Raw genomic sequence first — 11,757 nt, forward strand, 5'->3', positions numbered from 1 at the left:
TTTGCGACAGGACGGCGAGAGTGCCGACGGGAGCCGCCGGGCGCGGCCCGGGACTTGTCAGGTTATAATCGTCGGGTTTTGGTGCCCGCGCCCGCGATCAGCGAGCGCAGTTAAACGGGAAACACAAGGCAACAGTGCTGCGCGCTGCTGCCAAGATGTGCTGCCCCCGCAACGGTCAACAAGCGCCGCCTTCTAAGTATGACAGGGGGGTGGCAGGCCGCCTCGATAACCACTGTGCACATGCATAGGAAGGTGAGGCGGTCGGTCTTGCAAGCCCGGATACCGGCCAGGACAGGTGGAAGCGCCACGGGCTCGCATGCCAGTGGCGTCTTCCGTTGACTCCGGTGTGCGGGGACGCAGGCCGGTGCTTTTACCGAGAACCATCACATGAAATTTGCTGCCGTACCACGCAGCGCGCCGGCCCTCACGCCGCTCGCGCTGGCCTGCGCCTTGTCGTCTTCCTTCCTTGCTGCTCCTGCCCATGCCCAGGACCAGGTCGTCCAGGTGCCTGAACTGCCTGCCGTCGTCATCACCGGCGCGCGCTTCCCGGCAAGGGTCGCGGACGCGCCGATCGGCGCCACCGTCATCACCGCCGACCAGATCCGCCGCGCCGGCGCCACGGACGTGAATGGCGCGATCCGCAAGATCGGCGGCGTCCATGGCCGCCAGAGCCTGGACGGCTCGCCCGACTTCGGGCTCGATTTGCGTGGCTTCGGCTCGAACAGCAGCCAGAACCTGGTGATCCTGGTCGACGGCGTGCGCATGAACGAAAACGAATTGTCCGGCGCGACGCTGGCGTCGATCCCGGTCGATACCGTCGAGCGCATCGAGATCACGCGCGGCGGCAGCAGCGTGCTGTATGGCGAAGGCGCCACCGGCGGCGTCATCAACGTCATCACCAAGCGCGGCGCAGCGCCCGGCTACCACGGCTCGCTGAGCGCGGAGGGCGGACGCTTCGACCAGCACGACGTGCGCGCCTCCGTGCGCCATGGTGCAGGCCCGCTGTCCTTCGACCTGGCCGCCGCCCACCAGGGCACCGACAACTACCGCGACAACAACGCCTTCCGCCAGAAGAGCATCAGCGGCGGCTTCCAGTGGGCGCACAACGCGACCCGCCTTGGCATGCGCGTCGACAGCGCGCGCCAGCACATGCGCTTCCCGGGATCGCTCACCGAGCAGCAGTTCCTGGCCAAACCTCGCCAAACCCTGACCCCGGACGATTTCGGTTCCACCGACAGCGACCGCATTACCGCGTTTGCCGAACATCGCATCGGCAGCCTCGAGCTGGCCGCCGAACTGGGCCACCGCGAGCGCGAAGTGCAGTCGGCCTACAACTTCGGCGGCTTCCTGTCCGAGGCGACCTACCGTTCGCGCCAGACCCAGTTTTCGCCGCGCCTGCGCCAGAGCGCACGTTGGGACGGCGTGCAGAACGAGTTCGTGGCCGGCATCGACCTGGTGCGCTGGGAGCGTGCCACCAGCTTTGGTTCCGAGGCCAGCCAGGACTCGAAAGCCGTCTACCTGCGCGACGAGATGCGCTTTGCCGGCGCCCTGAACGCGCGCCTGGCGCTGGGCGCGCGCCACGAGCGCTTCGAGAAGGACGAGGCCAACGCGGCGCTGGCCGTGCCGGCAGGGGAACAGTCGCAGAACGGCTGGAGCGTGGAGGGGAGCATCGACGCCGCCCCCGGCCTCACCCTGCACGCCAAGGCCGGGCAGAGCTATCGCATCCCGAATGCCGACGAAAACGGCTACCGCTCGACCGGTGCGCTGCTCGACGTGCAGACCTCGCGCGACCTGGAACTGGGCGTGAGCGCCGGCAGCGACGCGCGCCGTATCGCGGCCAGGGTCTTCCGCCACCGCCTGCGTAACGAGATCTTCTTTGACCCGACGCTCTCCGGCGGCTGGGGTGCGAACACCAATCTCGATCCGACCCGCCGCCAGGGCGTCGAGGTGGAAGGCCAGCTGGCGCTGGGCCAGGCCTGGCGCTTCAGCGGCCAGTGGCAGCGCGTCGAGGCCGGGTTCACGGATGGCCCGAACGCGGGCCGCGAAATGGTGCTGGTGCCGAAGAACGTCGTCACCGCGCGCCTGGCCTGGACGCCAAGCAGCGCCCACAGCGCCGACCTCGGCGCCCAGTGGGTCGACAGCCAGCGCTACGGCAACGACTTCACCAATGCCTGCGGCGCACGCATTCCGTCCTACGCCACCGTGGATGGGCGTTACGCGTACCGCGTTGGCGCCTGGGAGGCGGCCGTCACCGGCCTGAACCTGCTTGATCGCCAGTACTACAGCAACGCTTACGGCTGCCGTTCGGGGATTTACCCGAGCGATGGCCGCCAGCTGAAGCTGTCGCTGCGCTACGAGTTCTGATGAAGGCGCTGGTCCGCTCCCTGCCGGTGCTGCTGGCAGCCCTGGCTTCGGCAAGCGCGGCGGCGGCGGTCAGCGTGGTCGATGACGCCGGCCGCCGCGTCACCGTGCAGGCGCCGGCGCGGCGCATCATCTCGATGGCGCCGCATGCCACCGAGCTGCTGTTCGCGGCCGGCGGCGGCGCGCGCGTGGTCGGCGCCATGAACTACAGCGACTACCCGGAAGCGGCCAAGACCATCCCCCTGGTCGGCAGCAACAGCCAGATCGACATGGAGCGCGTTCTCAGCCTCAAGCCCGACCTGATCGTGGTCTGGCATACCGGGAACACGGCGCGCCAGATCGCCCAGCTCGAATCGCTCGGCATCCCGATCTTCCACAGCGAGCCGAGCCGGCTGGCGCAGGTGGCCCGCAATATCGAGCGGCTCGGTGAGCTGCTGGGCACCGGCGCCACGGCGCAGGCGGCGGCGGGCGCCTTGCGCAAGAAGCTGGCCGGCCTGGCCGCGCGCTACGGCAAGCGGTCGCCCGTGACGGTGTTCTACCAGATCTGGGACCAGCCGCTGTACACGCTCAACGACGCGCAGATCGCCAGCGACGCGATCCGCATCTGCGGCGGGCGCAACGTGTTCGGCAGCCTGAAGGTGGTGGCGCCGGAGGTCAGCATTGAGGCGGTGCTGGCGGCCGACCCGGAAGCGATTTTGGCCGGCAAGCGCGACGACCCGGCCAATCCGGGGCTCAAGGTGTGGGCGCCGTATCCGGGCATGACGGCGGTGAAGCGGGGCAATCTGATCACGGTGGATGGCGAGCTGCTGACGCGGCCCGGGCCGCGGACGGTGGAGGGGGCGGCGGCGCTGTGCGAGGTATTGGATAAGGTGCGGCAGCGGCGGCCGAAGTGACTTCGGCTGAAAAATTGGGTTCCCGCCTCGCGGAACGACGGTTCTGACGCTTCTGGCCTTAAGACCGTCATTTCCGCCAAGTTGATTGCGTAGCCACTATTCAACATCAAACCGTTAAATCCGTAAGCAAATGCAAAATTACCGCCCCAGCCTCTAGGGACGGGTAAAAAGATGGTAATCTCCCGGCGTTTGCTCAATCACTTGTGGAAGGAAATCTATGCGTTCCCTGCGTTTTGCCCTCATCGCTGCCACCATGGTCGCCAGCACTGCCTTTGCTTCCCCGGCAGACCCGAAAAACGGCGTGGATTACCAGACCTTGACCGCACCGCAGCCGGTCCAGGCGGCGGGCAAGAAGGTCGAAGTCATCGAATTCTTCGCTTACCACTGCCCGGCCTGCAACATGGTCGAACCGATGCTCAACGGCTGGGTGAAGAAGCAGGGCGACAACATCGTCATGCGCCGCATCCACCTGCCGTTCCAGGGCCCGGCCGATCCGGAAGCGCATCTGTTCCTGACGCTCGAAGCGATGGGCAAGCTGGAAGAATTCCACGGCAAGGTGTTCCGCGCGGTGCACGTCGAGCGCAAGCGCCTGATGACCGATGACGCGATCGTCGACTGGGCGGTCAAGAACGGCCTGGACAAGGCCAAGTTCATGGAAACCTGGAACTCGTTCGGCGTGACCACCAAGCTGCGCCGCCTGAGCCAGCTGCAGGCCTCTTACAAGGTCACCGGTACCCCGACCATCATCATCGACGGCAAGTACGTGGTGTCGCCGGGCCAGGTGGCCGAAGCGAACAAGATCCAGGACGTGAAGCAGATGCTGCAGGCCACCTCCCAGGTCATGGACGCACTCGTCGCCAAGGCAGCCAAGACCAAATGAGCAAGGACGTCGAACGCGAAGTCCTCAAGATGTACGATGGGTCCCGGCCCGACGAGGACGACCTGTTTGAGACCAGCAATGTGAACCACATTGCCTGGTCGCTGGCGGCCTTCTTCGCGGGCCTGGCGATCTGGCTCGCCCTCGCCCTGGTGAACGCCGAGAACCAGCGTTATGCCCTGATGACCAACAAGTGCCCCGATCCGCTCTTCAAGGGCGGCATCGACAAGGCCTGCCTCGTGACCGTGCACTCGCGCGACCATTGGTGGGAACACCTCTGGTACGGTTTCACGCACGTGCGCACCGTGCCCGAGACCCGCCAGCGCTGATCGCGTGGCCTAGCGCTGGCCCTGCGGGGTCAGCGCCTTTCTTTCTTCCAGCGACAAGACCTGTACCGGCTTCACCGGCTGGCTGGATTGCGGGTCGAAGAACGGATTGTTCCTGTAGCCGCCACCGAGGCGCGCCTTCAAGAGCATCATCCCTACCTTCGCCACCACCCCGACGAGAGCCAGGCCGTTTGATGTCACCGGCTTGGTTGCCGATTCCGTATTCACGTGCGACTTGAGCGGGCCCAGTGCGCGGTTCATCTCTTCCGGCGAAGCATCCACGCAGGCACGTATCAATCCCACATACGAGGTGCGCGGGTCGCGCGGAGTTGTCCCGATTGGCGTGCGGCAGCAGCTGGCATACCAGCGGTACAGGCCCTTGGAGCTGAGCGACATGCAGGCCAGGTGCTCCAGGCCGGCGTCGAAGCGCACGGCAGCGGGCAGGGCCGCGGCGACTTCGGTGCCGCCGGCGGCATCGAGCGCCCCCGTGCCCAGAAAATGCCCGAACGCCTGGCAGTCCTTGCAATAGCAGACCGCGCGCGCGGCGACGCGCCCCGTGTCGACCTGTCCCTGTAGTTTGCCGCAGCGGCAGCGCAATGCAAGCGTCATCGTGATTCTCCTGAACAGCCGGGTTGAGGACAAAATCGGGCGGAGACCGGCGCGACCCGGAGCGAGACGGCGCCTGGGATAGTGCTGGCCGGCGGGACAATGGCGGCCCGGCGCTGGATCAGCCTGGCCGGAGATTCACCAGCGGCGAAAATGCGGATCTCCGCCGGCTTGTGCAGCACCAGCGCAAGATCGGCTGCGTGCGCGTGTCCGTACGACGCCGCCGCAGTCAGGAGGGCGGCAATGGACCTTGTGCCGGGTCGACGCATGCTCATCATGGCATATCTCCTGATAATCGTTCAGACGGGAAGGGTGATGACGAAGCGCGCGCCGCCCAGCGTTGACGCTTCCGCGCGCAGGGCGCCGCCGTGCAGCGCCACGGCCTTGCGCGCGATCGACAGGCCCAGGCCAAAGCCGCCGGTGGCGCGGTCGCGGCTGCGGTCGAGCCGGTAGAAGGGCTCGAACACTTTTTCGCGTTCGGCTTCGGGGATGCCGGGACCGTCGTCGTCCACCGTGATCTCCAGCGCCTGCGGGCCGCGCGTGGCCGCCAGCAGGATGCGGCCGTTCGCATATTTCTGCGCATTGCGCAGCAGGTTGCAGACGGCCCGCCCCAGCAGGCGGCGGTCGAGCTCCAGTTCGCCCAGGTCGCCGGCCAGGATGCAATCGAGCCGCTGCGGGGAGGGCGGCAGCATCTCCGTGCATTCGCGCAGCACCGGTTCCACCTGCGTGGGCGTGGCCTGCAGGTTGCGTCTGCTGTCGAGTTTGCTCATGTCGAGCAGCTCGTTGACCAGGGCATTGAGTTCGCGCAGGTCGCCCTCCATGGCGGCGATGCGGCGGCTCAGGTCGGGGTCCCTGGCGCGGGCGTCGAGCAGTTCGAGGGCAAACTCGAGCCGCGCGATCGGGGTGCGCAATTCGTGCGACACCGAGTGCAGCAGGCTTTGCTGCGCTTGCAGCAGCTCTTCGATGCGGTCGGCCATGTGGTTGATGCGCCCGGCCAGCGGATAGACGGCCTCGGAGGGCTTCAAGTGGGCGCGCGCCCCTAGCTTGCCGCTGCCGAATTCGTCCGCCACGCGCGACAGCGCCTGCAAGCCCTGCCAGTGCGAGCGCGACCACAGCGCGATCGGCAGCAGCAGGGCGATCGCGACGATCACGTAGCGCAGGGCTTCCATCTTGAGTGCCTGCCCGATATCGATCGGGAGGTTCCCGGCGCGCAGCACTTCTTCGTGGCTGCCGATATAGCGCTCGCCCGCCTGGTCGACCCGGCGGAACAGGGTGCGTTCGGCCGGATCGAGGACGATCTCGCCGCGGTCGAGCGCGGCGCGCCCGCTCCTGCCCAGCGCGGCGCGGGCTTCGGCCAGGGTGATCAGGTCATAGCGCACGTCGGAAACGACGCGCACGTTGTTCAGGCGCGTGAGCCATTCGTCGGCCGGGGCCTTGTCGACGTATTGTTCGAGCAGGAAGATCTGCGCTGCGGCCTGGCTGCGCGCGATGTCGTCGAGCGGATCGCCGAACAGCCGGCTGAACGCAAAATAGATCACGAAGGTGGCGGCCGTGATCGACAACATGACCAGCACGAAGAAGCGGAAAAAAATCCGGTTCACGTACCCATCCTGCATGACTTGCGGTTGCTAGGCGCTGCGTAATACATAGTTTCTCCTTGAGCGCATTGTATAGGAGCAAAGGCTCGCTGGAGCATTGTGCAATAAACAAAATTTCCAGGGCAAGTCGAATGCAAGGCGGGTACGATGTGCATCGCGCCGCCCTTACAAATTGATGACAATTCGCCGACAGTTTAGGGGGGAATAAAACATGCAAGATCCTTAAGATACTCATCATCAGGTATCCGGTTATCTGGTTTTCCGTTTGCCCGCCTGATATGCGAGTGTCGGCGGGTTTTTTTATTCCCAAGGAAACGACTGGCGGAGAGACACGCCGGCAGGAGAAGAACAAGATGAACATGGCTGTGCGCGTCCTGCTTTCTGCCGCCGTGATCGGCGTTGCCCTGGCTGCCTGTGGCGGCTCCACCGTGATGCCGCCCGACCGCACTGCGGGGCAGGGTATTGCGGTAGGCGAGCCGAATGGCGGTGTGCCGGTCGTTTCCGAGTACGTCAAGATGGCGCAGGACGCTCCCTGCGCCGGCACCCGCAACAAGCTGTTCGTCATCGACAGCAAATACGTGCTGTGGGACCGCGCCGGCCAGTGCGCCGACGCGTCCTATTCCCAGACGCTGATGGGCCCGACCCCGCAGGCGGTGCTGTGCAGCGCCGGCCAGACCATCGCCGGCCCGCGTACCAGCTGCAGCGACGCCGGCCTGCGCCCGCTGTTCGACACCATGCTGCAGAACCTCGACAAGGCCGACCTCGGCCTGGGCGCGGCGCACAAGGTCGAAGCGATCGACCTGCTGCCGGCGCCAGGGGGGGCGCTGGGCTACCAAACGCTGTCCCAGACCACCCGCTCCGGCGTCAATGCGCCGCGCAATGTGGTGGTGATGGATGCCGATGCCTGGGCCGCGCTGTGGCGGGAACATGCCGGCCTTGAGCTGCCCCTGCCGGCCGTGGACTTCAGCCGCCAGATGGTCATCGGCGTGTTCCTGGGCGCGCGCCCGTCCGGCTGCTACAGCACCGTCATCTCCAGCATCGTGCCCAGCGACGGCAGGCTCGAGGTGCTGCACGTCGACACCGAACCGGGACCGGGCGTGATCTGCACGATGGCGATCACCTATCCTGCCCACCTCGTCGTGGTCGACCGGAGCAGCGTGCCGGTGATCTTCTCCAAGAAAATTCAGTTCTTAGGGTAACAATTCGTGAGAATTTGTCTTGCTCGACGTAAAATATCGGCACGCGAACTCCCGGTTGTAACGACATGAAAAAGCTTTTCGTCCTGGTCCTGGCCCTCTGTGGCGGCGCTGCGAGCGCCCAGACGCCGACCACCAACCCGATGCCCGACGGCAGCCGCGACATGTATGCGGGGCTGGGCGCCGTCTCGGCGCCGCGGTACGAAGGAGCGGACGGCCGGAAAGTATCCGCACTGCCGGTGCTGCAGGTCCAGTGGAGCGGCGGCGCCTTCATTTCCGGCATGAGCGCCGGCATCCATTTGTCAGGTCATCCGACGCTCGAATACGGCCCGCTGCTCTCGCTCCATCCGCGCCGCAGCTTGTCCGGCACCGGCGGGCGCATCGGCGACACCCAGGGTGCTACCCTGCTGCCGGTTACCGCCCGCGAGGGCCTGTTCGGCATGAACCGGCTGGCCGGCATGGACGAAATCAAACTGCGCCTCGAAGGCGGCGGCTTCTTGAATTATTACGTGGCGCCCGAGTGGCGCCTGACGAGCAGCATCCTGGCCGGTTCCGGCAACGACCGCGACGGCGTGCGCGCCCAGCTCGGCATCCAGCGCCTGGCGCTGCAGGTCGCGCCGCACCACACGGTGTCGCTGTCGGCCGGCGCCAGTTTCGTCAACAGCGCCTACAACCGCGCCTACTTCGGCGTCACCCCGGACGAAGCCTCCGCCGGCGGCAACCTGGAATACCGCCCGCGAGGCGGCATGAAGGACGTGCACGTGGGCGCGCGCTGGAACTGGACCCTGGCGCCATCCTGGATCGTGACCTCGACCGTGCAGGCGGCCCGCCTGACTGGCGACGCACGCCGCAGCCCGCTCATCGAGCGGCCCACCAACCTCACGGTTTCGACCGCACTGGCTTACCGGTTCTGATCATGCGCCTCGCCCACGCCACTGCAAGCGTCTGCCTCCTGTCCACGGCCTCCCTGGCCCTGGCGCAGGCGCAGTTGCACGCGCTGGAATGGGCGAGCTATCGCGACGCCTACCGCGCCATGGTGGTGTTCGAAAAATACGGCGGCGCCAAGAACCTGCTTCACAACCACCTGCAGCTGGTGCCGCGCGAGAAGGGCGTGCTGGGCGAGGGCATCCAGCTCGCGCTGACCGGCAAGACCGTGCAGACCAGCCTTGCGCTCGACGCGCTGGGCCGCGGCGTGCTGCCGCTGGTGAAGGCCGCCTATGACGACAACGCGGTGCTGGCGCCCAACCGCCGGCTGGGCGGCTTCGCGCTGCGCTCGCGCGTGTCGATCGCGCCGCAGCTGGACAACACCTACGACACGACCGGCCTGCGCGCCGCCTGCGAGCAGGCGCTCGCCTTTGCCCGTCACGTGGACGCCACCGCGCGCTCGCGCCAGTGCGTAGGGGTGCGCATGGTGTTCCCGAAGAAGAGCGGCGACGTGTCGGTCAAGCTGCGCCGCCCGGAGGGCGAGCAGCCGCTGCAGCTGGTGGCGGGGCCGGCGTTCGCGGGAGATATCGATAACGACTTCCCGGCGGCGACTTACCGCTTCGGGGCGGAGAGCGGGCAGCTGATTACGTATAGTGCGCCGCTGGCGATCGTGCCTTTGTTCGAGTAGGGCCGCGCTGCGGGCGATATCGTGACAGTGGCTAATTCCACGCCGATGGCGAGAACAGGTAGCCTTCCCCCCACACCGTCTTGATCTTCTCCGACTCCGCATCGTCGAACTTGCGGCGCAGCTTCGAGATGCAGTTGTCGATGCTGCGGTCCAGACCATCGAACTCGATCCCGCGCATCTTCTTGAGCAGCGCGTCGCGCGACAGCACGCGGCCGGCTGCTTCGGCCAGCACCAGCAGCAGCTTGTATTCGGTATTCGACAGCACGCAGGCTTCGCCGCGCCAGGTCACGCTGCGGTCGGTGGTGACGATGCGCAGGGCGCCGAACTGGAGCACGCGCGCGTCAAGGCCGCCCTTGGCCTGGGTGCGTCGCATCAGCGCGCGCAGGCGCGCCAGCAGCACGCGCGGCTGGACCGGCTTGTTGACGAAATCGTCGGCGCCCTGTTCCAGGCCCGAGACCTCGTCGTAGGAATCCTCGCGCGCCGTCAGGATCAGGATCGGCACCTCGGAAATCTCGCGGATCTGGCGGCACACGACCATGCCGTCCAGCCCGGGCAGCATCAGGTCGAGCACCACCACGTCCGGCGACAGCGCCTTGAAGCTCTCCAGCGCCGCGTCGCCGCGCGTGACCAGGTCGACCGCGAATTCATAGCCGGACAGGTATTCCATGACGAGCTCGGCCAGGCGCGCATCGTCTTCCACCAACATCACTCGGTACATGCTCATTTTCTCCTTGGTCCATGATTGTATAAGACCACTTATCTAAAAGCACAGTCCCTACAAAGAGGGGACGTTTGCGTACAGTTTGATGACATTTGATGCGCGATGAATGCAGCCCGGGACGAACATCTTACGCCTGGGCGCGCTTGCCTGCTGAGCTGTGCCACATGACGGCGAACGCGAGGGGCGAGGGTTCGCCGAGAAGGCGAATGCGGATGATCTGTTTGATGCGGGGGGAGTGTTTGAATGCCTGCCTGTTGAAGGGAGGCAGGTCGTAGGGTGGCCGGCTTTGCCGGCCGCGCGTTCAACTGACGTATGCGTCGATGCGTTGCGTCCATTCTCACGCTTGTTGAACCTGTGGGCGTCATTCAGGCCACTGGCCTGAATGACGCCGCCCACCCTACGGATCGCGGCTATCCTGCCGCCGCGATACGCTCGCTGATCGCCACACCCACTTCCGTCGTATTGGCCGTCCCGCCCATATCCGGCGTGCGCGGCCCCTTTACCAGGCAATGCTCGATTGCCGCCATGACGGCATCGTGCGCCTCGGTATGTCCCAAAAACTCCAGCATCATCGCCCCCGACCAGATCATCGCGATCGGGTTGGCGATGTTCTTGCCGTAGATGTCCGGCGCCGAGCCGTGCACGGGCTCGAACAGCGAGGGGAAGCTGCGCTCGGGATTCAGGTTGCTTGATGGCGCAATCCCGATCGTGCCGGCGCAGGCCGGGCCCAGGTCGGACAGGATGTCGCCGAACAGGTTCGAGGCCACTACCACGTCGAAGCGCTCGGGCGAGAGCACGAAGCGCGCCGCCAGGATATCGACGTGGTATTTGTCCCAGCGGACCTCCGGGTAGGACTCGCCCATCGCTGCCACGCGCTCGTCCCAGTATGGCATCGAGATGGCGATCCCGTTCGACTTGGTGGCAGCCGTCAGGTGCTTTTTTGGGCGGCGCTGGGCCAGCTCGAAGGCGTACTTCAGGATGCGGTCGGTGCCGTGGCGGGTGAAGATCGCTTCCTGCAGCACCAGCTCGCGGTCCGTGCCTTCGAACATGCGCCCGCCGACGGCCGAGTATTCGCCCTCGGTGTTTTCGCGCACCACGTAGAAATCGATGTCGCCCGGCTGCTTGTTCGCGAGCGGGCAGGGCACGCCCGCCATCAGGCGCACTGGGCGCAGGTTGACGTACTGGTCGAATTCGCGCCGGAACTTCAGCAGCGAGCCCCACAGCGAGATGTGGTCGGGGACGATGTCGGGCCAGCCGACCGCGCCGAAGAAGATCGCATCAACGCCTGCCAGCTGCTCCTTCCAGTCGTCCGGCATCATCTTGCCGTGCTGCGCGTAGTAGTCGCAGCTGGCCCATTCGAAGCTGACGAAGTCGAACTTGATGCCGAAGCGCCTGGCCACCGCTTCCAAGGCGCGCAGGCCTTCCGGCATGACTTCCTTGCCGATGCCATCCCCGGCGATGACGGCGATCCTGTGGGTGTTCATCGTTTTTCCTCAATAATGGCGTGTTGATATTGGTATCAAGCTTAGCAAAGAAACGAAGTGTTTATAATCCAGGTCATTGTGCG

General features: G+C 65.9%; 11 protein-coding genes and 1 riboswitch. Of the genes, 7 read left to right on the forward strand and 4 right to left on the reverse strand.

Features of this window, described 5'->3' with window-relative positions; translation table 11 throughout:
• Positions 1-62: 62 nt before the first annotated feature.
• Positions 63-305: riboswitch (cobalamin riboswitch) on the forward strand.
• An 82-nt stretch (positions 306-387) separates the two neighbouring features.
• From AC56K1_RS16740 to AC56K1_RS16755, 4 genes are all read left to right on the forward strand, one after another.
• Positions 388-2,364, forward strand: coding sequence for a TonB-dependent receptor (locus AC56K1_RS16740; protein ID WP_497158925.1), 1,977 nt, complete (start codon positions 388-390; stop codon positions 2,362-2,364).
• Positions 2,364-3,254 carry a cobalamin-binding protein gene (locus AC56K1_RS16745; RefSeq protein WP_497158926.1) on the forward strand — a complete coding sequence of 297 codons (891 nt, stop codon included), beginning with the start codon at positions 2,364-2,366 and terminating at the stop codon, positions 3,252-3,254. The genes AC56K1_RS16740 and AC56K1_RS16745 overlap by 1 nt, the downstream gene beginning before the upstream one ends.
• 217 nt (positions 3,255-3,471) lie before the next feature.
• A complete protein-coding gene (locus tag AC56K1_RS16750; protein WP_497158927.1) occupies positions 3,472-4,134 on the forward strand; it encodes a thiol:disulfide interchange protein DsbA/DsbL in 663 nt (220 codons plus the stop codon).
• On the forward strand, positions 4,131-4,460 hold the full coding sequence (locus AC56K1_RS16755; protein WP_497158928.1) for a hypothetical protein: 330 nt from the start codon (positions 4,131-4,133) through the stop codon (positions 4,458-4,460). Before AC56K1_RS16750 ends, AC56K1_RS16755 begins: the two co-directional genes overlap by 4 nt.
• A gap of 9 nt (positions 4,461-4,469) precedes the next feature.
• On the opposite strand, the gene AC56K1_RS16760 is transcribed toward AC56K1_RS16755, so the two are convergent.
• Complete coding sequence (locus tag AC56K1_RS16760) at positions 4,470-5,066, reverse strand: DUF6151 family protein (protein ID WP_497158929.1); 597 nt, start codon at positions 5,064-5,066, stop codon at positions 4,470-4,472.
• A 296-nt stretch (positions 5,067-5,362) separates the two neighbouring features.
• Positions 5,363-6,664 carry an ATP-binding protein gene (locus AC56K1_RS16765; RefSeq protein ID WP_497158930.1) on the reverse strand — a complete coding sequence of 434 codons (1,302 nt, stop codon included), beginning with the start codon at positions 6,662-6,664 and terminating at the stop codon, positions 5,363-5,365.
• Between the two features lie 350 nt (positions 6,665-7,014).
• On the opposite strand from AC56K1_RS16765, the gene AC56K1_RS16770 reads away from it, so the two are divergent.
• The 3 genes from AC56K1_RS16770 to AC56K1_RS16780 all read left to right on the forward strand — a co-directional run bounded on the left by AC56K1_RS16770 (position 7,015) and on the right by AC56K1_RS16780 (position 9,469).
• Positions 7,015-7,860, forward strand: a complete 846-nt coding sequence (locus AC56K1_RS16770) for a protease complex subunit PrcB family protein (RefSeq protein WP_497158931.1) — start codon at positions 7,015-7,017, stop codon at positions 7,858-7,860.
• A 65-nt stretch (positions 7,861-7,925) separates the two neighbouring features.
• Positions 7,926-8,771: a MipA/OmpV family protein gene (locus tag AC56K1_RS16775; protein WP_497158932.1), complete on the forward strand. Its 846-nt coding sequence runs from the start codon at positions 7,926-7,928 to the stop codon at positions 8,769-8,771.
• Between the two features lie 2 nt (positions 8,772-8,773).
• Positions 8,774-9,469 (forward strand): hypothetical protein, encoded by a 696-nt coding sequence (locus AC56K1_RS16780; RefSeq protein ID WP_497158933.1) that lies wholly within the window; start codon positions 8,774-8,776, stop codon positions 9,467-9,469.
• Positions 9,470-9,500: 31 nt separating this feature from the next.
• On the opposite strand, the gene AC56K1_RS16785 is transcribed toward AC56K1_RS16780, so the two are convergent.
• Positions 9,501-10,187, reverse strand: coding sequence for a response regulator (locus AC56K1_RS16785; protein WP_497159036.1), 687 nt, complete (start codon positions 10,185-10,187; stop codon positions 9,501-9,503).
• A 413-nt stretch (positions 10,188-10,600) separates the two neighbouring features.
• Positions 10,601-11,674, reverse strand: coding sequence for a tartrate dehydrogenase (locus tag AC56K1_RS16790; protein WP_497158934.1), 1,074 nt, complete (start codon positions 11,672-11,674; stop codon positions 10,601-10,603).
• Positions 11,675-11,757: the final 83 nt, after the last annotated feature.

It is taken from the genome of Telluria sp. ZB4P37 (genome assembly GCF_059685855.1).

Excerpts from the sequence above, each read along its gene's own strand:
- AC56K1_RS16740 (WP_497158925.1), top strand. The coding sequence starts at position 388 with ATGAAATTTGCTGCCGTACCACGCAGCGCGCCGGCCCTCACGCCGCTC.
- AC56K1_RS16745 (WP_497158926.1), top strand. The coding sequence starts at position 2,364 with ATGAAGGCGCTGGTCCGCTCCCTGCCGGTGCTGCTGGCAGCCCTGGCT.
- AC56K1_RS16750 (WP_497158927.1), top strand. The coding sequence starts at position 3,472 with ATGCGTTCCCTGCGTTTTGCCCTCATCGCTGCCACCATGGTCGCCAGC.
- AC56K1_RS16755 (WP_497158928.1), top strand. The coding sequence starts at position 4,131 with ATGAGCAAGGACGTCGAACGCGAAGTCCTCAAGATGTACGATGGGTCC.
- AC56K1_RS16760 (WP_497158929.1), bottom strand. The coding sequence starts at position 5,066 with ATGACGCTTGCATTGCGCTGCCGCTGCGGCAAACTACAGGGACAGGTC.
- AC56K1_RS16770 (WP_497158931.1), top strand. The coding sequence starts at position 7,015 with ATGAACATGGCTGTGCGCGTCCTGCTTTCTGCCGCCGTGATCGGCGTT.
- AC56K1_RS16775 (WP_497158932.1), top strand. The coding sequence starts at position 7,926 with ATGAAAAAGCTTTTCGTCCTGGTCCTGGCCCTCTGTGGCGGCGCTGCG.
- AC56K1_RS16780 (WP_497158933.1), top strand. The coding sequence starts at position 8,774 with ATGCGCCTCGCCCACGCCACTGCAAGCGTCTGCCTCCTGTCCACGGCC.
- AC56K1_RS16785 (WP_497159036.1), bottom strand. The coding sequence starts at position 10,187 with ATGTACCGAGTGATGTTGGTGGAAGACGATGCGCGCCTGGCCGAGCTC.
- AC56K1_RS16790 (WP_497158934.1), bottom strand. The coding sequence starts at position 11,674 with ATGAACACCCACAGGATCGCCGTCATCGCCGGGGATGGCATCGGCAAG.